Genomic DNA, 24734 nt, shown 5'->3' with positions numbered 1-24734 from the left:
TGTGCAGCTAGCGATTTTGAAATCTAATTTTGGTAACGCCAAGCCTACATAAATAACAAATTTATATTTAAAAAGGAAAAACTCACCAACTGCTATTAATTAGAGAATGGTAAAAAAAGAGTATAATATCTCAGGAACTAATTTGAAAAAATATACTATATTATGTACACCTAAAATAGTAAGATTACATCTAATTTCCTGTATTCAGGTAGAATGAATTCATGAAATCAACTACTTTAGTAAAGTCTTTATATACATAAAGATCTTGGCAGAGTCTGCTCCTCCTGGTTTCAAACCTTTTAAAATTCCTGAAACTTTAATTCAGTAAAAAGCGAAGTGAGGTCTATTTCCATTCAAATAAGTAAAAACCAAATTTGAAGTAGTGATTCTAAGTAAAAGAGCCTTTTTATCAAGTTCACCTTCTGCTGCATCCGGGTTAAGCTGGCAGCTACGGCAAGTAAAAATGTAAGCCTTTACAGATCAGAATAATTGCAGGGTATTGCATTGCCATGTATCTTTCGGTTTGACATAGAATACACTATGTGAACATTTTTCCGTTACAATACTTTGTTCCGATAAAAAAGATTTAGTTGCCTTTCGGAAAATCAAACGTAAATAGTAGAAGATGCAGCGCGTAGTGCTGCTTAAAGAACAAGTAAATGCGAACTACGGTGCTTATGCCAACGCTACATAAAGATAATGTTTTTGCAAATCGGTTCCAGTTAGCAGAGCTGATTAGCTCCCGAGGAATTTCGGAGCTTTGGAAGGCGCAGGATCTTGAGGAAAACGGTGCGGTAGTGGCTTTAAGAGTGTTTGCTCCGCAAGGTGTACTCGACGAGTTTACTCTAGATTTGCTGAACAAGGACCTGACCAAGATGATCTCAATGAGTCATCCGAATCTTTTGCGTCCGTACCTGGCCGACGAGTACCAGGGGTTGCCTTACCTGGTGTTACCGTACCTGGCTAATGGCTCGCTACGAAAAAGATTGAACGAGGAAGGTCCGCTTTCGGAGGGGCAACTGGCGCAGTTGTTGCAACAGGTGGGAGCAGCTCTTTTCTATTTGCATGCCCACGAACTACCTACACTGCACCAAAACCTGAACCCCGATAACATTTTAATTTCAGATAATGGCGATTATATAGTAACTGACTACGGCCTTAGCAGCCGCACCCGCAGTGCCATCCGCAAAGTTATAGGTCAGGGAGCCACTGTGTCTGCAGAGTACTCTCCGCCGGAGCTTTTTTCGGCCAAACCGAAGCGAAATGCCGCCTCCGATATTTTTTCGCTGGGCGTAATTTTGTATGAGGCCTGTACCGGCGAAGTGCCCTGGATGGGAAATGGCGGCATTTCGTTGCTGCAGGGAGCTGCTATTCCGGTTTTACCTTTTAAGTACTCACGAGAGTTGCAGCTAATGGTGAAGGCATGCCTGGACCCGGATTGGGAAAAGCGCCCTTCTGCAGCAGAACTGGAGACCGAAGGCAGGTACTACCTGGAACATGATAGCTGGAAGAGCTTTGGCAGGTTCGGTACCGTAACCGTAAAAATGGTACAGTACGAAAAGGAAAAACCCTGGACCCTGATCTGGCTTGGTGCCACTTTTTTAGTTGTATTGCTAGCCACTGGTTACATCTATTTTTTCGCCCCGGATTTGTGGCAAAAGCTGATGTCTCCTGCTACTGTTAGCGCTACCGTTATCAACTCCAAAGCTGCTTCGCAAAATACCACCACTGACTCAACAGCGGCTGCTGATCCTGTTGCAACAGTACAAATACCTGACAAGGAGCTTGAGGAGGCTGAACCAACCATTCCTGCTGCAGCCACCACCACTCCCCAACCTGTAGCCAGTAAAACACGCCGTGCAGTAGCCAACCCGCCACGGAGGTACGACCCGACCGAGGAGCCTAGAATGAGCTACAGAAAACCGACTTCTCTGGCTGGCTTACTCCAGCAGCTGCCCAACGATGGCATCCCGATGTCGGTAAGGGAACAGTGGCGCTCCGATATTCAACGTTATTTTGTTCCGGAGGCTATTGTGTCGTTTACAGCCAGTGGCAACGTAACAGGCGTTTTTACTGTAAACGAAATGGTGGACAAACTGCTCAACGCCGAACCCATCAGCAACATTCACATAGACAACATGTCGCGAAACGATAAAGGTAAAATTGAGGAGCTCTCGATCCGGGTTACATCAGATGGCGGAAATTGAAACAAATCTAAACAAGAGTAAGGGGTATTATCCTACTGTTACCCTTGACTAGTTTTAAGCAAATTTGCTTCTGGAGGGTTATTTCATTCGAAAAATTAGACGTAGAGGAACTTATAAATAGGTACCAAAGTCGAAATCCATCAATTTTAGGTAGTTCTTTTTACTTACTGATGTTACGCGCTAATGCCACCAGCTGGTAATTGTATTGACAGCCCAGTTGTTTACTTTCTGTTTCAGTAGCTGAGGGTGGTAGTGCAAACCCCAGGTCTTAGGTGGAGTGCCTTTGCAGCTTACCGGTGCCGCAGGCAGCCTGAGCGAGAGTAGGAAACGATACCTAAGATCGAGGCTTCGCTTAAAATGTCACCTTCACCAGCCGCGATCGCTAAGTTAGTCGCTATATAATAAGTTAACTTAAGCGCACCGGATGAAGCAGTAACAAGGAGAATTTGAACCAAACATTAAAGACCTAGTTATAAACTAACTGCGCACCGTCAGATTCTCAAATAAAACCTGCTAGTGTAGTACAACCAACTAGAATTTAGCAGGTAGACCCTTGGCAACTTTTTGCTGCAAAGCCTTCTGGAGGCTTTTTCTATTCGAATAATCTGGAAGCTCGCATTGCATGCGGTTTACCTTATTTCTACAAATCGTACTTGCCTGTATTGAAAGCCTCCTGAATGCCACTCTTATGGCTTCGGCAGAACTTTGCATCGCCAGGCCACTTACCTCCTGTTTAGAATTTTGATGGATGATGCTCTATGTTTTCCTCTAACATGAGGATTTGATCTGACAGCGCAATTATGTTTAACATAAGCCAAACCTTTACATCAACTCATAAACTTTTGGGTACCGATACTGAGGAGCAGCTGTAATAAAATAAGTATTTTTACGTATAAAATCCTTCTTATAATAAAACTTAATATTAAAATAATCGTAAAAATAAATGGTTAGCCTTTAACAAACGGATATAACAGATCATACTCAGTTCTCCTCCTCCTGACATAATTTTGTCATAATCAGCCTACTACAGCTTGTTCTTCTTGTAACTTTTAGATACCATATTGTTAGGCCCCCGCCTCGTCCGGCGGGTTCTGGCTTTATTCTCTGCCATTGGTTTTTCTTCCCAACTCTCAACGCTTTTGTATATGGTTACCTTTACCAGTTTTTCTGATAGCCGAATAGGTAAGTATTGTCCTGTTCTTCCTGAAGTAAAAAACTTTTATAGCTGGTTTTTTCTTCTCCTCACTTCATGTTGTTTATTATTGCCTGCCGCACCAGGTCTAGGTCAGCCTACTGGTTTCGTATCAGAAAAAATTGGTACTAACTGGAATGCCGCTGTAGGACTTGCTTTTTCTAAAGACGGAAACCGCATGTATGTTTGGGAGAAAGCCGGCAAGGTGTGGATTATTGAAAACGGCCAGAAACTCCCTACGCCACTGTTAGATATAAGTGAGGAAGTTGGCGATTGGCGCGACCACGGTATGCTGGGCTTTGCCCTTGATCCTAATTTCGAAAGTAACGGGTACTATTACGTGCTGTATGTAGTAGACAGGCACCACCTGCTCCACTTCGGCAAAAGCACCTACAGTTCCAGCGCCAACGAATACTCCAATGCCACTATTGGCCGCCTCGCCCGCTATACGGCCCGGTCTGGCGATAACCGGAAAACAACCGACATGACCAGCCGCAAATTGCTGATTGGCGAAACAATTTCGCAGGGCATCCCTATTCTGTACCTGGGCCACGGTGTAGGATCACTTGTTTTTGGGGAAGACGGCTCTTTGCTGGTTTCTGTCGGGGATGCGGCATCGGCTGGCTATGTAGATACTGGTTACGATCCTTTAAACCCTAACGACACTTACATTCCGCAGGCTATAAAAGACGGCATCATAACCGAAAAAGATAACATTGGAGCTTACCGGGCACAGCAGGTGGAATGTATAAACGGTAAAATACTGCGCCTGGACCCCGCCACCGGTAATGGCCTGCCCTCTAACCCCTTCTTCAACTCCTCTGCACCCCGGTCTGCTGCTTCCAGGGTTTGGGCGCTGGGCCTCCGCAACCCGTTCCGATTTACAGTACGACCAGGCAGCGGGAGCAGCAGCTTTCCGGGGGTACTTTATATTGGGGATGTAGGCTGGCATGTTTGGGAGGAAGTAAGTGTGGCAACTAAAAGCGGTTTGAACTTTGGCTGGCCCATATACGAAGGCCTGGAACCGCATGAGTGGTATTATCACAAGCAGGTGCCTAACAAGCACGCGGCACCGAACCCTTTGTATGGCCAGGGTAGTTGCACCCAGCAATACCTTTACTACGGCAATATGCTTGTTCAGCCAAAGCGCACGCTGGCACCCTACTTTGGCAACCCCTGCGATTATTCTAAACCACTACCGGGTACCTATAAGCTGTTTGTGCACACCCGCCCCGCCTTTGAGTGGAAACACGAAAACAGAGGTGGCGGCTCCAGAGCAGGCACCTTTTCTGGAGAAGATGCCGCAGTCGCTCTCATTGGGTCCTCTGCTTCTCCTGTGTCCGGACCGCAGTTCTCCGGAAGTTCCGCCACGGGTGGCATCTGGTACACAGGCAACGATTTTCCGGCGCAATACCAAAACACGTATTTTTTTGGCGATTATGCTGCCGGCTGGATCAGAAACTCTACATTTGATGCCGCAAATCAAGCTAAAAGTATAAGTAATTTTAAAGATAAAGATGCCTTTGTTGTTGCCTTAGCCACCAATCCTGTAACAGGTGGGCTATATTATATTAACTATGCTACAGAAGTTATCCGGGTTTCTTACAAGGCAGGCAACCTGCCTCCTTCCGCTGTGGCCGCTGCCGACAAACTATCTGGAGGCAGCCCCTTAACCGTAAAGTTCAGCAGCAGCGGCTCTGCCGACCCGGAAGGGCAGGCGCTGAAGTATGAATGGAATTTTGGTGACGGGACCCCGGTTACAACAGAAACAAACCCAAGCCATACGTTTTCTTCCTCCACCGTAAAATCGTTTACTGTAACGCTGAAAGTGACAGATGCTGGCGGGCTTTCTGCAACTGCTTCACTGACCATAGCTCTTAATAACACGGCTCCGGTGGTTACTATTACCAGCCCCGCCAAAGGCACCCTGTACCCGCTAACGGAGCAGAAAGTGTATACCTTAACAGCAACTGTAACAGACAAAGAGCACAGCGGCACCCAACTGCAGTATAATTGGCAAACCATACTGCACCACAACCAGCACACGCATCCGGAGCCAATAGACAATAAACCCAGCACTACTACCACCATCTCGCCAATTGGCTGCGACGGGGAGACTTACTTTTACCGTATTGTGCTTACTGTTAAAGATGCAGCAGGCCTGAGTGGTTCAGATTACGTGGACCTTTACCCTGATTGCGGTGGTAACGTGTATAAGGCTGTTGCTATTACGGCACCAACCGAAGGCCAGACTTTTTCTGCAGGTGCCAGCATTGCCTTAAAAGTAACATTTAATGATCTGTCGCGGGCGTGGGCAAAAGTAGTCTACTACCAAAATGGCAACAGAATAACTGAAACGACGACCAGCCCTTTCGGTAGTACCTGGAAAGATGTACCGGGTGGCAATTATTCGCTTTCAGCCAAAGCCACGGATGCCTTAGGTCATGAGGTAGAGGCAACTGCAGTCAGGATTTCCGTAACTGGTGGGCCTAACAACTCAGGGAGCATTACAAGGGAATATTGGGCAAATGCACATGGCAGCACTGTAGCGACAATACCTTTAAGCAACACGCCTACCTCTGTTACGGAGCTCCCTTCCTTCGAGGCCCCGGCCTATACAGGCGATAACTACGGGCAGCGGGTGCGCGGCTACATTACGGCTCCTGCCACCGGAGGCTACACCTTCTGGCTGGCCGCCGACGATGTGGCCGAGCTGTGGCTGAGCACCTCCGAAGACCCCGCCCGGAAAACCAGGATCGCGCTGGTGGAACGCTGGACCGGGCAGAACGAGTGGGGCAAGTACCCTGGCCAGCAGTCAGGCAAGGTGATGCTGGAGGCCGGGAAGCGCTACTACATCGAGGCGCTGCATAAGGAGCAGGGTGGCGGCGACAACTTATCGGTGGGTTGGCAGTTGCCGGCTGGCACAATGGAACGGCCTGTTCCGGGAAATAGATTAGCATCGTACCTCAAACCGCCCATCTATGAATATGGAAAAATAACGAGAGAATACTGGGCAAATGCACATGGCAGCACTGTAGCGACAATACCTTTGGGCAACACGCCTACCTCTGTTACGGAGCTTCCCTCCTTCGAGACCCCGGCCTATGCAGGCGATAACTACGGGCAGCGGGTGCGCGGCTACATTACGGCTCCTGCCACCGGAGGCTACACCTTCTGGCTGGCCGCCGACGACGTGGCCGAGCTGTGGCTGAGCACCTCCGAGGACCCCGCCCGGAAAACCAGGATCGCGCTGGTGGAACGCTGGACCGGGCAGAACGAGTGGGGCAAGTACCCTGGCCAGCAGTCGGGCAAGGTGACGCTGGAGGCCGGGAAGCGCTACTACATCGAGGCGCTGCACAAGGAGCAGGGCGGCGGCGACAACTTATCGGTGGGTTGGCAATTGCCGGCTGGTACAATGGAACGGCCTGTTCCGGGAAATCGGCTATCTCCTTTTAAGGGAACGAGTCAATTTGTTAGCAGCAACCTGATAGTCTCCGAAGCGACCTTAGCGGAAACTACTTTAATTTATCCGAATCCATTTTCCGATCAAATTACTATCAGCCTGCCGGACTCTGCCGGTGAAATAGAGCACCTGATGCTGTATGATTTAGCTGGACGTGTTGTCTTTCAGAATACAGGTAAAATAACGTTTACCAACTCGGAGGTTACCCTTACACTGAACAGCGCAAAATTGGGGAGTGGATTTTATATTCTACGCCTTCAAATGGAGAACAGGAAAGCCAATGTCTTTAAGGTTCAAAAGCTCTGAGGAACCTATATGTGTTTGAAAGTCAGTTGTAATTGAGGTGACGAACTTGAGAATACTAAAAGTTAACCTGCCACAAATTTAAGTTGATGTACCGTAGCCGGGCTGTAGCAACCGGAGCTATTTTGTTTTAATCAGGCATAATAAGCAACTTCAGTGTTCACTCCCGCTTCTACTATTTTTTTAAAAACTCCCTGTGCTCCAGCTACCTTCCCTGGGCAAAGGGAGTTTTTCATTTACCTGAAATTTTACTGGCCCTGGCGTACCCTCAAATTATTTACATGAAAATAGCCTTCCAAAGCTTTTGAAGCTAAAAAGAGCTAAGGGTAAATTCAGGAAGTTTAGTTAAAGCTCTGTTGTGCCAGAGAGTTGCAGGTTTATAGCTAGCTATCTGCCTCAAAAGTACGCCACCTCCCTTACATCTGGCAAGTAAGGCAAGTAGCCATCTTCGTAGGCTTGGCATTTAAATGTTTCCACAAACTTCCTTCCTTAATTAGATTATTCTAAGCTGCCACACATCTTACTCCGTTTGCACTATTTCATCTTTGCATTTTGTCCTGCAGAAATAATTCGGGCAATTATCAAATTTTTGAATTCTAAAGCACCAGCTTTTAAAACGAACTAAAATAAATTAACAGTATCACGAAACCTCTCGTTACCTCCTAACAAACAGACACTTACAAATATTTCAACATTTTTTTCTGTTAAAATTCTGTACCATCCGTAATTGCTTTAGTTCCTGTAGTGGTTGAACGGGCTTGGTTTAATAAGTAACTTTATAAGTTAAAGCGAGAATTTATGATTCAAAAAATTAGATTATATCAATTTCTTTTGTTGACGCTGTTTTGTCAGCTGGCACATGGGCAGGAAACAAAGGTATTTCAGGATCATGTTTTTTTGAATGGGGAGGTATACCAGGCCAACTTCAACTATTACGTCAATAAAAAAGACACCTTATACCATGGCCCTTTTGCTTTATCGAAAGAAGTGGAAGAAGCCATAGGCAACGCTAACTACAAATACGCAGCGCTAAATGGCCATTTTAACAGGAATGTGGCCGATGGTAACTGGGCCATCAGGCAAGGCACCTTCTCTTCTGCCGGAAAAGGAGTTTACAACGACAATGCCTACATCTTTAAAATAAACGGGAACGAGTTTATAGCAACTGGAAACCTGGAGAAAGGCCGCAAAAATTCTCCCTGGCAAATTTACGAATGGCAAATCGCCAACTCCAATATAGTTGATACACTTTTTTCTGCTCAACTCCCTTTCCAGAACGACAACCTGCAGGGTGATCTTCGGCTTTATTATAAAGGAGAGTACCTGGAAGGTTCTTTAGACAGCAAACAGTTTACAGACAAACGGTGGTCGTTTTATATAACCGATGCCAACGGGAAAAAAGTGCTGCTGAAAGAATGGGTTTTCCGGGATAATCAACTTGTAAGCAAAGTGCTTTACGAAAATGGTCAGGCCTTTGAGTTGAACATACAGCAGGCAAACAACCAACAGGCAAAAATTATCGAGATTCCTTTTGACGAAAATTACCTGAAGATAATTGACCTGAAAGCCTCGATGAACAACCCGGAACTATATGATAAGTACCGTGGAGTTGACAAAGTGCGCGATCTGCTTTTCACAATTATAAACAAGCTTCAGGTAGTTGACTCGCTGTTTGTGCCGGTTAGCAAAGTTTCTTTAAGCCCTGTGCTAAAAACGCGCGTAGAGGTTTTTCCTTATGCAGAGGCTGAACTTCCGCTTTACAAAGCAGCCCAGAAAAACACGCAGGAAGCCGCCAACATTATGCTCGCTGTAAATAAAGACCCCCAGGTTTTAGTAGCAAGCACTGCCATAGAAAAGGCAGCCTTTTATTATTCCACACTACATGCCGTCGAAAACCAGTTACTGGCAAAAAACAGGACTATAATTGAAAACTATGAGAACGGAAACCTGCAATACCTGAACCGGAACCAGCTGCTTAAAAGCACAATAGCAGTGCCCGCCACCATACAAGTGCCCTTTGTTTACAACAACGACACCACCCATACCTCTTATAATTTAGTTCATGTAAAAATAGACCCCAACCAGGAACCTGCGCAGCAATTCAAAGCCTTATCAGAAACCTTATTGCGGGAAATTAAACACCTGAAAGATAGCCTCGACACGTATGTGCAGGAAATAAGACGCGACGAGTGGCTGGTGGAGTCGGAGGCGGCGCTGCTGAAAAAGCAGGCAGACATCAGAAAGCTTAGCGACTCGCTTTTACATGAGCAGCACGACAAACTGGCTAAGTTCCAGGTAAAAACGGTGCTGCTGGGCTTTACACAGCAACTCATGACCGAGTTTAACGGGCTGGGGCTCCAGGAAAAAAACCAGCAGGTTGAGGCAACCCTAAACTGCCTGCAACAGGTCGAGAACCTGATTTTGAACCTGGAGAATGTACCTGAGAACAGCTACATGGTGCGAGATGCTTACATCAACAAAGTGTTTAACCCCTACACCTTTACCGATATGGAAGAAGTAGTGAAGGAGCCAATCTACAACTCGTTTACAGATGTTTTGCTGCCCGGCGTCTTCAGCAATTTACAAAAACTGTCTTGCCAGAATATAACTGCCTACAACCAGAATTTCGATAGGTTATTTGAAGGAGTGCTACAAGCCCTGAACAGAAACACCAGAAGAGAGGAAAGACAGATTAAACGAACCGATAAGCCTGCAAAGGCAGCTGAAATCCTTCACATCAACCTTACTTTTTAAGTTAGTACGTTTTATGAGAAAAAGTATTTGTGTGGTATTTTGGCTGGTTTGCCTGACTGTTCCTACACTTGTGTCGGCGCAGGAAGAACGCACCCGAGACTCTGATAACTGGAACACGAACCTCTGGATCGGATTTTATAACAACTTCCGCTTGTCAGAAAAGTTCTTCTGGCGCGCCGAAATGCACTACCGCCGTGGGGACTACGAAGGCCAGGAGTTTGTAGGAAAAATGGAACAGATCTATAATCGGCACGCTATTACCTACCTGTATTCTCCTACCTTCAACATGTCGTTTGGTGGGGTGCTGCGCCTCAACTTTACACCAAACCCTGGCAACGATAACTACAAGGAGGTGATGCACGAACCACGCATCTGGCACGAGTACCTTTTTGTTATGCCCTTCCCGAGGTTTCAGGCTTACCACCGCATCCGGATTGAACACCGGTGGAGCAAATCGAACAGCTTCGATGATGACTGGATTTTCAGAAATCGCTGGCGCTATAAATTTTATGCAAAGTTTCCGCTGAACAAAAAGACATTAAGCCCCGGCACCATTTATTTTAACCCCGATGTGGAGATAATAATGCAGACAGGCAAAACAGTAATAGACAGCCCATTAGAAGATTTAAGAATATACCCTTCTTTGGCCTACATCAGCAGCCCACGGGTAACTTATTCGGCTGGCATGATGTACGCCACAGGCCAGAACTTAAGCGATGGCAGCGTGTACAGGCAACGCTGGGTAGCTAGAATCAGCGCCTACATCTCCCTCGATTTCAGAAAAGACGAGAAAAAAGTACACTCCGTCAGGTTACTCGATTAGCCTGTTAACCCAATAGTTAAGGGAGCAGCCTCCGTTCTACAATTTAGAAAATGTTGCCAGCCAGGAAGCATCAAATACTCAAGCAAACGACTAGAACCCACATTCCAGATAACAATTTAGCCCTTAAACCAATTACCAATTATTTAAATAAAAATGCCCTTCAGAAGTGTTTGAGCAGGTTTAAGGTCAAGGGTATATGTAAAAGCAAGCAGAAAGTGAACAACAGTTTTCGTAATTAAAGTAGCGACTACCAGAGCAAATGGAGCGCTACCAGATACATAAATTATTTTGTAATATGAATTCTAAAAAGCAATTTTCCAGAATACTATTCTTCGCTATTCTTTTAGTTATTAGTTTGGTATCGGTGGGCTTTTCTTTTAAATATTTTAGGGCCTATAAATCGGCTAACGCTACCAACACCTACAACCAGGAAATGGTAGACAATCTGAAAACCCGCCTGGATTCGGTGGTCCAGAAATCGAAGGCTGATGAACTGTTTATAAACGGCCACTACGACTCTGCTATGGCTGCCTACCAGGCAATTCCGAATGGTGCCTACAGTGCTCAGTTTGTGACCGAACGCAAAAAGATAATCGAACAGATGGCCGAATTCCGTCAGTCGCTGAAAACGCAGACAGAGCAGGCACAGAAAAAAGCGGAGTTCAGCCAGGATATGCTCGGTCTTAAAATAACGTCACTGGAACTGCAGCACGAGTCTGCTGCCGACTCGCTGCAGACCGTACTCACTAACCGTATTGAGGCCCTGGAGAACCAACTGAAGAAAAAAGACCAGGAGCTGGCTGCAGTTCCACGCATAGAGCGGTTAACCTTCCATAACGCCAACGGCACTAAAATAAATTACTTTGGGGAGGTGCGCAACGGTAGAGCCAACGGACAAGGCATCGGCAGCCACGCCACCGGCAGTGTATACGATGGCGAATGGAAGAACAACAAAAAACACGGCAAAGGCACTTACAAATGGGTAGAAGGCGAAGTGTACGAAGGAGATTTTGTAGAGGAGAAAAGAGAAGGAAAAGGCACCTACTACTGGCCTAACGGCGACAAATATGTGGGCGACTGGGCTAACGATGCCCGCAACGGAAAAGGCGTTTTATACGACAAAGAAGGAAAAATAATTGTGCAGGGCGAATGGAAAAACGACGAAGTAGCGAAGGCAGCTCAGTTATAGCTGCCTTTGCTACTTAAGGTAGCTTACCGGAGCACAAACCCCAGATAAGCCGTAACCACATGGTTAGCCAGTGTGCGCCCCTGGTTATTAATGGTAAACTGGCCCCTTAACGACTGAATAGGTACAAACCCGTGGTTGTAGCGCAGCCCCACCAGCATATTCTCCCTCACAAAATACTCTGCCCCCACCAGCAGCGAGTAATCAAACTTCTGCAAATCGCTCCTGATGCCCCTGGAGTTCGTGTTGCCGTTTTCCTCAGAACGGTGCGTGCCAGCCAGCAACAGGCTTGGCTGTATGCCAGCGGTCACGGTTACGCCTTTATACAGATCTGTGCCCAGCATTAAGGGCAGATCGAAGTAGTAGAGCCTGAAATTATCTGTAGGATCGCTGCCCCAGGTGCGGGAGCCTTTTTGAGTGAATAAGGCTTCTCCTTTAAAAAAAGGCCTGTCGCGGCCGCCAAGTTTGGCAAAAGCCCCTACCTGTAGCCCCGGCTGCGGGTTTAAACTTGGCTGATGTGATAAAGTACCCACGGCCACTCCCACCTTAAAACCAAAACTCTGCGCTTCCTGCGCCTGCACTTCTAAATTAAAAAATATTGTTGTACTGATAAAGCAAAAAAGGAAACTCAGTTTTTTCATGCTGCAAATTTAGCAATTTAATAGGTTTACTGAAATTAGCCTACAAAGATGCAACCGTGCCTACATCCTAGACAGCCTTTCGAAAATTTAATATTCAATACCAGCTGCGAAAAGACTGATTCAAACACTGCCCGCCTTTTGCTTGATAACAGAATTTTAAGAGCTGAAAGAAATGAAGTGAAGCTGCCTTACGATTTACACTATTGGCTGACCATATTAAAGTGTAGGCTGAGCTGCTGCGTCTTGCATTTTGTAGCCAATCAGGTTCGTAGACATGCCGTTGAACACAAAATGATGGAATGGTAGCACAGCATACCAGTACAGACGGCCCAGCAATCCTTTTGGCCGGAATGTGGCCGTTTGCTGCAGAAACCTGCCTCCTGCCTTTTCTATTATTTTAAACTCCAGCCAGGCCTCACCAGGAAGCTTCATTTCGGCGTACAGTAGCAGGCGCTTTGTCTGTTTGTCTGCCACCAGCACCCGCCAAAAATCAAGGGTATCGCCGGAGTGGATGGTGTTAGGGTTTGTTCGGCCTCTGCGCAAGCCTACGCCACCAACCATTTTATCCATAAACCCTCTAATAGACCACAGCCAATTGCCATAGTACCACCCGCGCTTCCCTCCTATCGACCAGATGTTCTGCAGCACCTGCTCTTCTTCGGTGGTAATTATTTTAAGCCGTTTGTCGAAAAAGCAGCCGTTCGTTGGCACATGAATATGCTCCACCAGCGAACTGCCCCTGTAGCTCGATATGAGCGAGTCTTTCCAGCTGGAGACGACGCTGTTCTGGTCTATTTTCTGAAAAGCCAGTTCAACGGCTTGCTTGTAGGTGAGCAGCTTTACATTTACCAGTTGATTCAGATTGTTAGGCTTTGCCACCACCTCTACCTTCATGCTGTTAACCAAGTTTGTTGCCAGTTTATAGGAAGTAGATGTAACAAAATAAAGCCAGTACGAAGACAGGCGCGGCGTCATGACAGGCACTGTAAAAATAAAGCGTTTCAGCTCCCTAACCTTCGCAAACTGCAGCAGCATCTGCTTGTAAGTCAGCACATCTGGCCCGCCAATATCGTACGACTGCCCATATGTTTGAGGTTGCAGCAGCACGCCCACCAGATATTCTAACACGTTCCGGATAGCGATTGGCTGTGTTCTGGTCTTCAACCATTTAGGCGTAATCATAACCGGAAGTTTCTCGGTCAGGTCTCTTATTATTTCGAAGGAGGAACTGCCGGAACCTACAATTATGCCAGCTTTAAGGGCCGTAACCGGTACTGAACCAGACCGCAGCACCTCCTCTACCTTTTTCCTGGAAGCCAGGTGTTTCGAGAGTGTTTCGTCGTTAATAATACCTCCGAGGTATATAATCTGCTGTGCCTCTGTTTGGTTTACCAACTCCACAAAATGCCGTGCCGACTGCTCCTCCAGCTTTTCGAAGTGCGGGGAATTGTCGCTCATGGAGTGTATCAGGTAATAGGCTACATCAATTTGCTGCAGCGCCTCCTGCCACACGGGTTCTTTCAGAAAATCGATTTCGACCAGCGTTATATTCTCATGGCTGAAAATGCCTTCTGTCGGAAAGCGGTTTTTGTCTCTTACACAGCAAACGACCTCGTGCCCCTGCTCCAGCAACAAAGGCAACACCCGTTTACCGATATACCCGTTGGCTCCTGTCAATAATATTCTCATCCGATGATTGGCTACGTACGCGGGGCACCTACCGCAGGGCTCCTATACCAAAACTAAAAACGCCAGCAAAGGTTTTAACCCTGGCTGGCGTTGAGGATGACTGCTCCTGTGGCCTTACCCTGCAGCGTGGCAAAAGTAGAAAACAGTAACAGGAAATTACCCTTTGAAGAAATTGGCTGAAAAATCTTCTGAAGGCTATTTTTATTTGAATAATTTAGGTCTGCTTTCTAAGCAAACCGATGCGAGTCTTTCCGTTTGGTCTTGCTCAGGAGGGAATCCAGGCTCCAGATGCCGGCTCCGCGCGAAGCAATATATAGAAACAGGAAACAATAGAGCACCGATAACTCGCCACCATTCAGGAGCGGGTTCCAGCCTTGCGGGAAATGAGACATAAAGAATGCCACCGCCATCTGGCCGCTGCAAATAAAAGCCGCTATGCTCGCAAATAGCCCTATGGCAATTAAAATGCCGCCTACCAGCTCTATAACGCCAGCCACTCCCATAAGTGAGGCAAGCTCTACAGGGTCTTTATCGCCTGGTATTCCAAATAATTTCTGGCTACCATGCATCGCAAACATTATTCCGGCCACAATTCTGAGTATGGCATAAAGATAAGGGCTCAGTGGTGCTAAAAATCTTTCCATGGTCTAGTTGTTTTTTAGAGTTGCTGTAAGGCTTAATTGTTTGCGCATAAGTGCCTGAAAACTCTAAACGTAGATTCACTTCATAAGTTAACAGCTTCTAAACCAGCAATAATAAAGTTACTTTACGAAACAGCTTCTAAAATTTAGAATTTCTGAAACTCAAGAAAGCAAAAACCAGGAGCAAAACGCCTCACTCAAGATTCGAACTATTCCTAAGCTTTTCAACCTGTTGTAGTTTAGCTTTGTTGCGGCCTCACCAATCACTCCCTTACCCTATCTGCCTAAACCAGTGACTGCTTCAGCAGAATAATGGCAACTTACCTTCCTGAAATTTTGCATCCCCACAGCAGTTAGAACAGGTGCAGCATGCTACCAAATTAATAAAACTGTTTACTTATAAATGTAAAGTTTAAAAGGAAGGCAGCAATTATATAAAGTTTTACTAACTTTCGGAAGTTAAGCCAACTCCTATGAAATATACCCTTGAGTTGGCATTTCAGCTGCAGGAGCAGCCTATACCTTAACCCGTTACTAGTTTTAGAACCAGCGCTTACATGAACGAACACTTGTTTATACCAGACAATTACGATCCTATTCTGAACCCTACCCGCACCGAAAAAGCCATAAAGCTCACCAAAGACTTTTTTGAGCAGCAACTATCGGCGGAGCTGCGGCTACGCAGAGTTACGGCTCCCCTGTTTGTTTTAAAAGGCACCGGCATAAACGACGACCTGAACGGTGTGGAGCGCCCTGTTAGTTTTCCGATAAAGTTCATGAACGAAACGCATGCCGAAATTGTGCACTCGCTGGCCAAATGGAAACGCTGGAACCTGAAGAAGCTGGAAATACCGGTTGGCTACGGCCTCTATACCGACATGAACGCCATTCGCCCGGATGAGGACCTCGACAATGTGCATTCCTTGTATGTAGACCAATGGGATTGGGAACGGGTTATTTCTGAAGAAGAACGCAACCTGGCATTTCTTAAGCGCATCGTTTCAAAAATTTACTCGGTTATGAAACGTACGGAGTACCTGCTCTATGAAGAATACCCGGAGCTGACACCACAGCTGCCTGAGAAGATCACGTTTATACATGCCCAGGAGCTGGAGAACCAGTACCCAGGCCTCAGCTCTAAAGAAAAAGAAGACAGGGCTGCTAAAGCACATGGCGCCATTTTTATTATCGGCATAGGCGGCACACTGGCGCACGGCAAGAAACACGACGGCCGCGCCCCCGACTACGACGACTGGACCACCACCTCGGAAGGTGAATATAAAGGCCTGAATGGCGATATCGTTGTCTGGAACAACATCCTGAATCGCTCCTTCGAGCTTTCTTCTATGGGTATTCGGGTAGACAAAGAGGCGCTGAAAAAGCAACTAAGCATTGCCTGCTGCGAGGAGCGCGCGCAGCTTATGTGGCACCAGCTGCTACTCAACGACCAGCTGCCTTTAACCATTGGCGGTGGCATTGGTCAATCGAGGTTGTGCATGTTCTTTCTGCGGAAAGCCCATATTGGCGAGGTGCAGTCCAGCATCTGGCCCGATGAGGTAATAGAGACTTGCGCCAAACACCGCATACAGCTGCTTTAACAAAGCAGCTTTTTTTTGCCTTAGCTGAACCCGCAACCCTTGGCACCCAAAACCCCAAATAGCTTCTGAAGGCCGTTTTTATTTGAATAATTTAAGCGGAGCGGCTAAACAAATTCATACGTGTTCCTCCGTCAGCTCTCTACGGTCATTCCTTTTGGTTCTTGTGAGCGAGGGCCACCAAGCTAATTTTCCTTGTCTGCAGGTGAGGCTAGCAGCCAATTCAGACTATAATGCTGAAATAGGAATAGAAAAAGAAAGTACCTCATGACTGCACCTGCCATTCAAATAGATCTGTTATTAGATCTGTTTTACACCTTTCTTAGAACATGCTTCACACCTACAGGCACGCTACAGAGTTAACTTTTTATTAATCAGTTTCTTACAAAGAAACACTGGTAATATTAAAAACAAATCATCGACAGCTTTTAATCGACGAACTTCTGCCAAAGAGTAGCTTCAGATGTTGCAGTTCTGCCAAGCGGTGCCCACACAAATTCAGATTTAATTGATTGAATTCAAACATCTTACAATCCTCAGCAGCGAACTCAGAGGCTAAATACTTTTATATTATAACAATATAAAGGTGGTTTTGGTGTTTTAAACAGAAGTTAAGGCGAGAGTGAGACCCAAAGGGCGCATAAGCCTTTTTACTAACATATATTTTTTTAACTTTACCCAGTTTTCAATAAGTCAAACTTTATAATTACACGTATGAAAACTCTCTTATACCCATTATTTTGTTTGTTTTTATTTACTTTAAGTACAGCAAACGCACAGCAAACCACCACCAAAGAACCTGCCTCTCCTGCCCCGCTTGCCCGGCAATTCAACAACCTGAAAGAAGGTTCTAACTCCTACCGCGAAGGAAACAGAGAATATAAAGTAGTAAATGTAAGTGCCCTCGATGCTTTCTGGAAGAGCGTGCAGCAAACCATAAAAGCCACTGAGCAAGGCCTGATAGACGACAAGAAAAATGCCGAAGGTAATTTAGCCAAAGCAGAGGCCACCATTCAGGAACAGCAAAAGCAGCTGGCCGCCCTGAAACTGGAGAACCAGCAGAAAGAAGAACAGGTACAGCAGAGTCTGCATGATGTTAACAGCCTTTCGGTGCTGGGCATCGATATGAAAAAGCAGTTTTATGTTATTTTAACGGCCATTATTATTCTGGCGCTGCTGGTGATGCTGGCCATAAAAATACAGCAATACAAGCGCAACAACGTTATTGCAGTAGAAAAGCAAAACGGCTACAACGCCATAGAACAGGAGCTGACTGAATATAAGAAGACTGCCCGCGAACGTGAAATAAAGATAAAGCGCGAGCTGCAAACTGAAATGAACCTGAACCAGGAGCTGTCGCTGGAACTGGAGCAGTTAAAAAGAAACCTGGTTAAATAAAGCTTGTTTCAAGTTAAGAGTTAAAAGTTGAATAGGCTTTACAACCTTTAACCAACCTCATCAGCAAGGGGGCAATTATTCAAATGAAAATAGCCTTCAGAAGGGAATAGTACCTTTAAAAGCCAAGGGTAACACTCTACTACTAAAATTTATAAGCTCTTGAAGTAAACTCCGGTGGGAAACTTGCAATACCCACCGGAGCATTACAACACACTATGCAGGCTCAAGCGCCTCCACCTCATAGGCTCTCCTGAAGATCGCCATGATTTCCTGCACAGTAACTTCTCGGGGGTTGCCGCCTGTGCACACATCTGCGAAGGCTTGCTCCGAAAGTCTTTCAATATCTTCCGGTTTAAAAGGTGTGTCGGCCAGGTTCGGAATCTGGAGTTTTTTAGCCATCTCTTTCAACGCCTGAATAGCTTCCTGACTTGCCTCTTCCACACTCAGGCCCTCTACATCGCGGCCTAAGGCAATAGCAATATTACGGAACTTCTCTGGGCAAACCACTGCATTATACTCTTCTACAAAGGGCAGCAGCAAGGCATTCGCCACACCGTGCGGCAGGTCGTACTCAGAGCCGAGCTGGTGCGCCATGGAGTGTACAATTCCCAGACCACAGTTTGAAAATGCCAGCCCGGCCACATATGATGCCCAGGCCATTTTAGACCTTGCCTCCAGGTTTTTGCCATCCGCCACAGCAGCTTCTAACGATTCGCCGATTAGTTTTATCGCTTCCAGGGCCAGCGTATCGGAGAGCCGGAAAGCGCCTTTGGTAATATAGGCTTCTATGGCGTGTGTCAGGGCGTCCATGCCGGTGGCTGCGGTTAAGCCTGCCGGTTTGCCCAGCATCAGTTCCGGGTCGTTTACAGCAACTGTAGCCAGCGAGTTCGGGTCCACGATCACCATCTTAATTTTGCGCACCTCGTCGGTTATCACATAATTTATGGTTACCTCAGATGCTGTACCCGCAGTGGTGTTAACGGCAATAAGCGGCACCGATTTTTTCATGGATTTTCCGATGCCTTCGTACTGTGTAATGTCGCCCCCGTTGGTAAAAAGTATGCCAATGGCTTTGGCTGCATCCTGCGGAGAACCTCCTCCAACCGATAAAATACCATCGCAGGAGCTGGCTTTGTACGCTTTCAGGCCATCTTTTATGTTTTGTGTGGTTGGGTTCGGTTTTACATCATCGAAAATAACATAGCTGATGCCGGCTTTCTCCAGCACTTCCGTTACCCTGTTCACGATGCCCACCGCCCGTAGCACTTTGTCTGTTACCAGCAGTAACCTCCGGAGGCCTAGTTTTTTAATTTCGATGCCGATTTCGCGTACAGCGCCAGGCCCTATCAGGTTAATGGCCGGCCAGTAAATACGTCTTACAGTTTCCATGAGTATAAAAGTTAATTTGTGTTCTTAATTCTGCCTTTCAGGAAAACTGCCAGATAGTACCGGCCATTTACCCGAATGCGCAGGGTTTACTTCCTTCTTCCACCAGCTGTTTTGTTACTGAAAAAATTGATTGAAGGCAGGTGCAGGTATCCGGCTGCAATTTCAGGCTAAAAATGCGGCGCGTAACGCTTCTACCTGCTCGTTGCTGATCGGCACCAGGTTCCCCAGAGGCGCACACATCACCAGCGATTTGGCACTGAATTCTGCCACTTCCAGCTTATCGAAGGTCTGGAGCAGCTTGTCGCCTGTTACCAGCACCGAGTCATTCCGGATAATAACGGCAGGGTTAGCAGGCGATAAAATCTCAGGAATTTCGGTTCTGCCTTTAAACTGAATACCAAACGGCAGCGAAGGCACGTCCTGCAGAAAAATCCAGCTTTCAGGAATGGTGCGCACATTAAAGGGAGCGCCAGTCACGGCAAAAGCCATCAGGTAAGGCGACTGCGTCAGGATAATGGAGTTGATTTCGGGGTGGCGGGCATAGATTTCCTGGTGCAGGTAGGTGGTGCGACTAGGCATTTTACCCGGTTCCCGTTTACCGTCTTTTATCAGCACAATATCTTCCAGCTGTATATCCCAGCGTGGCACACCGGTTGGCGTTATCAGAAAGTCATTATCTCGCCAGCGTACCGATACCGTGCCGTAGGAGCTGATCATGAGGCCATGGTTACAGGCCCGGTGCACAATCTTACAGATCTCCTTGCGCTTCTCCCGCTCATCGGAAGGGTGGCTCACCTCCTCCATTTCAGGCAGCAGGTGCGGAATCTGCATTTCAAAAGCATCTATTTCTTCATCAGACAAATAAGTTGGTTCTCCTACCTGTTTTCCGTATAGCAGGGCTCTCGCACTAAACTCCAGTGTTTCGAAACGCTGGAATGCATCCATCATGTCGGCACCGCCTACTACGGTACCATGGTTCTCCATTATTACAGCCTTAAACCCTTTCAGAAATTCCTCAGCTATTTTCGCGCCCAGCGCAGCACTGCCTGGTAGTTCATAAGGTGCATAACCAATAGGGCCGCACACATGCTTTGCCTGCGAAATAACGTTTGTTCGGGGTATGGCACGCACAATGCTGAACGACACCAATGCAGGCGGGTGTGCATGTACAATGGCTTTAATATCAGGACGAATCTGGTAGATGGCTTTGTGAAACGGGAACTCAGAGGATGGCCTGTGAGGACCTACTACTGTACCGTCTTTTTTCACGCACATGATATCTGACGGCTGCAAGGCTCCTTTGTCTACACCTGCCGGTGATATCCAGATGTCGCCGTTCTCGTCGAGTAGCGAAATATTGCCACCTGATGTGGTCGTGAGGCCTCTTTTATATATCCTCCCCATTATCAAAGCAATCTGTTCGCGGGGGTGCAGTAGCTGCGTATTTAATACTTCTTTCATAATCGTTTATCGAAAATACCGTGGTTCGTGCGGCTGCTTTTTAACTGGCACTAACCTGTATGCCATTACAAAATGTGAGTCAGACCCTTGAGACATTTCCGGCGAAAAGTCTTCCGGAGGCTGTTTTCATTCGAATAATTGAAAGCCTGCTCATACATTTCAGCTTTATTCCTCTGCAGGTAGCGCGTGCCCTTGTAAAATTAGAAATAGGCTTAACTTAGCCATGTAAACATCTGTTTTTCAAATGCCTAACCTGATTAAGATATGTGGACCTCTTATTGGAAGTGTGAATTGTAGATGTAGTTTTAAAGGTATAGGCGTATTTTACTGCTTAAAAGTCAAACCTTTACTTGCTTCTGCAGGATTTACACTTTGTGACCTCTCCCGAAACTCAGGAGAGGCCACGAAAGGTAAACTAGCACATGAAACAATAAAAAGGGCAAAAATTAAGACTTAAGCTTCAACAGGTTCTTCTTCTATTTTTTCTATGTCCTTCTGGAGAGCAACGGCTACTGGTGCTGCTGGTCTTCCTTCAAAGGCATGGATGTAAACTTGTTTTAGTTCGCTGATGAGCGGATAGCGTGGGTTGGCCCCGGTGCACTGGTCATCGAAAGCCTGCTCCGACATTTCGTCCAGCGAAGCATAGAACCTGGTATCGGCTACACCAGCCTCTCTGATTGATTTCGGAATGCCTACTTTCGCTTTCAGTTCCTCTATCGCTGCAATCAGTAACTCGATTTTCTCATCTTCGGTGTTACCCCCCAGGCACAGGTAATCGGCTATGCGGGCATAACGCCATTTGGCATTCGGGTACTTGTACTGCGGAAATGCCGCCTGCTTTCTGGGGTTGTCTACGGCATTAAACCGGATAACTTCGCTTATGAGCATGCCATTGGCAACACCGTGCGCAATGTGGTGCGTGGCACCAAGCTTGTGCGCCAGCGAGTGGCAAACCCCCAGGAAAGCATTGGCAAAGGCCATGCCGGCAATGGTAGAGGCATGCGCCATTTTCTCTCTGGCCTTGATGTTGGTGGTACCCTCTGTGTAAGCTGCCGGCAAATATTTAAAGATGAGCCGTATCGCCTCGAGTGCCAGGCCATTCGTATACTCCGATGCCAGCACCGACACATAGGCTTCCAGGGCGTGGGTCAGGGCATCTATGCCAGAGGCAGAGGTTAAGCCTTTTGGCATCTGCATCATAAGCTCCGCATCAACAATGGCCATGTCCGGAGTCAGCTCGTAATCGGCAAGCGGGTATTTTACGCCGGTGGCCTCATCGGTAATAACGGCAAACGGGGTAACTTCGGAGCCGGTGCCAGCCGAGGTGGTAATGGCCACGAACATGGCTTTCTCTCCCATTTTCGGGAAGCTGTACACGCGTTTGCGAATATCCATGAACCGCATGGCCAGGTCTTCGAACAGAACTTCGGGGTGCTCATATAGTACCCACATAATTTTGGCGGCATCCATAGGAGAACCACCTCCCAGCGCAATAATGGTATCTGGCTGGAAGCTGATCATTTCTTCGGCACCTTTTCTGGCGGTTCCCAAAGTCGGGTCCGGAGCCACATCAAAAAAGACTTTGTACTCGATGCCCATTTCGTCCAGCACCTTCTCTACCGTGGTGGCAAAGCCCAGGTTGTAGAGTACTTTGTCGGTTACGATAAACGCCCGTTTCTTACCTAATTCTTTCAGTTCGCGGAGGGCAACTGGCAGACAGCCGTATTTAAAGTAAATTTTTTCTGGAACTCTGAACCACAGCATGTTTTCTCTTCTTTCGGCTACGCTCTTAATATTTAGCAAATGTTTTACTCCTACGTTTTCTGACACGGAGTTACCGCCCCAGCTACCGCAACCCAACGTGAGCGATGGGGCCAGCCGGAAATTGTAGATATCGCCGATAGCTCCCTGAGAAGAAGGCATGTTAATGATGGTTCTACCGGTTTTAAGAGAGGCCCCGAATTTCTGAATACGGTCAGCAGATTTTACCTGGTCGGTGTACAGCACCGAAGTGTGGCCAAAGCCGCCAAGTTCTACCAGGCGTACTGCTTTCTGCAGGGCATCCTCGAAGTCTGTGGCCCGGTACATAGCCAACAGCGGCGATAGTTTTTCGTGAGAGAAAGGCTCTTCCAGCTCAACAGATGTTACTTCGCCAATCAGAATTTTAGTTTCTTCCGGCACACCAACACCAGCCAGGGCAGCTATTTTGGCAGCAGACTGGCCTACAATGTTGGCGTTCAGCACGCCTTTTATGAGTATAATGTCGCCTACTTTTTTAACTTCCTCGCCTTGTAAGATGTAAGCGCCACGTTCTGAGAATTCTTTTTTTACTTCCTCATACACCTCATCCAGCACGATCACCGATTGCTCGGAGGCACAGATCACCCCATTATCGAAGGTTTTGGATAGCAGAATAGAGTTAACCGCCATCTTAATATGCGCAGTTTCGTCTATAATGGCAGGTGTGTTACCGGCTCCTACTCCAATGGCAGGTTTACCGGAAGAGTAAGCGGCTTTTACCATGCCCGGCCCGCCGGTTGCCAGCGTTAAGTCAGAGAGGGCCATCACTACCTGCGACAGCTCTACAGAAGGCTCATCAATCCAGCCGATAATACCTTCCGGCGCACCTGCTTTTACAGCGGCATCGAGCACGATTCTGGCAGCGGCAATGGTGGCATTTTTAGCTCTTGGGTGCGGCGAAAAAATAATGCCGTTCCGGGTTTTAAGCGCAATAAGCGCCTTAAAAATAGCGGTAGATGTCGGGTTGGTAGTAGGTACCACCGCCGCAATAATACCGATTGGCTCGGCTATTTTGGTTATGCCAAAGGCTTGATCCGTTTCTATTACACCGCAGGTTTTCTCATCTTTATACTGGTTGTAGATATACTCCGAAGCAAAATGGTTTTTAATAACTTTGTCTTCCACAAGCCCCATGCCCGATTCTTCAGTGGCCATTTTAGCCAGTATAATGCGGGCGTTGTTGGCAGCAATGGCAGCCTGACGGAAAATTTCATCTACCTGCTCCTGTGAGTAAGAAGAATAGATTTTCTGTGCTTCGCGCAGCTTTTCGATTCGGGTGGTTAATTCTTTTACTGTTGTTACTTTCATGGCAACGTTCTCCTTTTTTGTACATGCAGCTCCCCTGCCATGTCTTTTCCGGCAGTAATGGGCATGCGAAAAGTTTAACTGTTTTGGGTTGGTTGTTGGACTAGAATTTTCAGGATGATGGCCTTGTTCTGTACTGGAAAGCAGCACCGAACTTGTTGCATCAACACTATCTCTATCGCATGCACGGCTACCGCGGGTGGGGCGGCAGGCTTTGTCCCTTCTTCTGAGAGATCAACGGGATCTTAGGCAAACTCTGCCCGTTACATGTTGCAGCACTAGCACAACGGTTGGCACGAAAAGCTGCCAGGCTATGTCTTAAAGGACTAATTTCTGCTTTTGTGGAACAGGCTACTTTGTGGTTTTCAGGTTCGTTACAGCGACCCGTGGCGCTACTTCTTAAACACTACATAGGCATCTGGTTTAGTTTTTTTAGGAATGGGTACTAGTTTGTGTTGTGAGTGGTTGTTGTTTTTGACTCTGTAAAGGAACTCCAGGAACCGTATAATTCTAATGACGGAGATCAGTTATCCTATTGATTATTATCACTCCTGAAGCACAAGCCTTCAAAAACTAAAACCACCAGATTATTCTAATAAAATTGGCCTCCAGAAGAAATTTGATGTATTTTTTGTCAAGGGTTAAAAGTGTGAGCTTTGGGTTGGGGAGGTAATTAGTGTAGGCTTCTTGTCATTATTAATGATTGTTATGAAGTGGCTATCAATTTCCAGCCCCTGCTTCATAACGGTGCAGTGCAACAGTAAAACTTCTCTTTTATTATTTAAATCAAATCACAAGCGCTACCCTTGACTGAAATCTTTAAAATTTCTTCTGGAGGCTAATTTCATTAGAAAAATTCCAGTTGTGATGCGGCTATAGAAAATAGT

The 24734-nt window shown here is 46.7% G+C and carries 13 protein-coding genes; 7 read left to right on the top strand and 6 right to left on the bottom strand.

Annotated features, from left to right (window positions below):
• Positions 1 to 677: 677 nt before the first annotated feature.
• The 5 genes from FVR03_RS00745 to FVR03_RS00725 all read left to right on the top strand — a co-directional run bounded on the left by FVR03_RS00745 (position 678) and on the right by FVR03_RS00725 (position 11931).
• Positions 678 to 2207, top strand: a complete 1530-nt coding sequence (locus FVR03_RS00745) for a serine/threonine protein kinase (protein WP_187269985.1) — start codon at positions 678 to 680, stop codon at positions 2205 to 2207.
• 1262 nt (positions 2208 to 3469) lie between these two features.
• On the top strand, positions 3470 to 7168 hold the full coding sequence (locus FVR03_RS00740) for a PA14 domain-containing protein (RefSeq protein WP_187269984.1): 3699 nt from the start codon (positions 3470 to 3472) through the stop codon (positions 7166 to 7168).
• A gap of 828 nt (positions 7169 to 7996) precedes the next feature.
• Complete coding sequence (locus tag FVR03_RS00735; protein ID WP_222707155.1) at positions 7997 to 9919, top strand: hypothetical protein; 1923 nt, start codon at positions 7997 to 7999, stop codon at positions 9917 to 9919.
• Between the two features lie 13 nt (positions 9920 to 9932).
• Positions 9933 to 10742 carry a DUF2490 domain-containing protein gene (locus FVR03_RS00730; protein WP_147919840.1) on the top strand — a complete coding sequence of 270 codons (810 nt, stop codon included), beginning with the start codon at positions 9933 to 9935 and terminating at the stop codon, positions 10740 to 10742.
• Positions 10743 to 11037: 295 nt separating this feature from the next.
• A complete protein-coding gene (locus FVR03_RS00725) occupies positions 11038 to 11931 on the top strand; it encodes an MORN repeat-containing protein (RefSeq protein WP_187269983.1) in 894 nt (297 codons plus the stop codon).
• 23 nt (positions 11932 to 11954) lie between these two features.
• Here the strand turns inward: FVR03_RS00725 and FVR03_RS00720 are convergent, their stop codons facing one another.
• From FVR03_RS00720 to FVR03_RS00710, 3 genes are all read right to left on the bottom strand, one after another.
• The gene (locus tag FVR03_RS00720) at positions 11955 to 12569 is read right to left on the bottom strand and encodes a porin family protein (protein ID WP_147919838.1); all 615 of its coding nucleotides are present in this window, start codon (positions 12567 to 12569) and stop codon (positions 11955 to 11957) included.
• A gap of 216 nt (positions 12570 to 12785) precedes the next feature.
• The gene (locus tag FVR03_RS00715) at positions 12786 to 14258 is read right to left on the bottom strand and encodes an SDR family oxidoreductase (RefSeq protein WP_147919837.1); all 1473 of its coding nucleotides are present in this window, start codon (positions 14256 to 14258) and stop codon (positions 12786 to 12788) included.
• Between the two features lie 227 nt (positions 14259 to 14485).
• Positions 14486 to 14902: a DoxX family protein gene (locus tag FVR03_RS00710; protein ID WP_147919836.1), complete on the bottom strand. Its 417-nt coding sequence runs from the start codon at positions 14900 to 14902 to the stop codon at positions 14486 to 14488.
• A 554-nt stretch (positions 14903 to 15456) separates the two neighbouring features.
• Here FVR03_RS00710 and asnA point away from each other — a divergent pair.
• Together asnA and FVR03_RS00700 are read left to right on the top strand one after the other, a co-directional pair.
• Positions 15457 to 16497, top strand: coding sequence for an aspartate--ammonia ligase (gene asnA / locus FVR03_RS00705; RefSeq protein ID WP_147919835.1), 1041 nt, complete (start codon positions 15457 to 15459; stop codon positions 16495 to 16497).
• A gap of 711 nt (positions 16498 to 17208) precedes the next feature.
• Positions 17209 to 17892 carry a hypothetical protein gene (locus tag FVR03_RS00700; protein WP_187269982.1) on the top strand — a complete coding sequence of 228 codons (684 nt, stop codon included), beginning with the start codon at positions 17209 to 17211 and terminating at the stop codon, positions 17890 to 17892.
• Positions 17893 to 18105: 213 nt separating this feature from the next.
• Here the strand turns inward: FVR03_RS00700 and FVR03_RS00695 are convergent, their stop codons facing one another.
• The 3 genes from FVR03_RS00695 to adhE all read right to left on the bottom strand — a co-directional run bounded on the left by FVR03_RS00695 (position 18106) and on the right by adhE (position 23997).
• Positions 18106 to 19281 (bottom strand): iron-containing alcohol dehydrogenase, encoded by a 1176-nt coding sequence (locus FVR03_RS00695; protein WP_147919834.1) that lies wholly within the window; start codon positions 19279 to 19281, stop codon positions 18106 to 18108.
• Positions 19282 to 19443: 162 nt separating this feature from the next.
• Positions 19444 to 20742, bottom strand: a complete 1299-nt coding sequence (locus FVR03_RS00690; protein ID WP_147919833.1) for a class II aldolase/adducin family protein — start codon at positions 20740 to 20742, stop codon at positions 19444 to 19446.
• A gap of 453 nt (positions 20743 to 21195) precedes the next feature.
• On the bottom strand, positions 21196 to 23997 hold the full coding sequence (adhE, locus tag FVR03_RS00685) for a bifunctional acetaldehyde-CoA/alcohol dehydrogenase (protein ID WP_255473984.1): 2802 nt from the start codon (positions 23995 to 23997) through the stop codon (positions 21196 to 21198).
• Positions 23998 to 24734 lie beyond the last annotated feature (737 nt).

The sequence above is a fragment of the Pontibacter qinzhouensis genome, from assembly GCF_008017455.1.
Lineage (GTDB): Bacteria > Bacteroidota > Bacteroidia > Cytophagales > Hymenobacteraceae > Pontibacter > Pontibacter qinzhouensis.
This window is presented reverse-complemented; position numbering and strand designations above follow the sequence as displayed.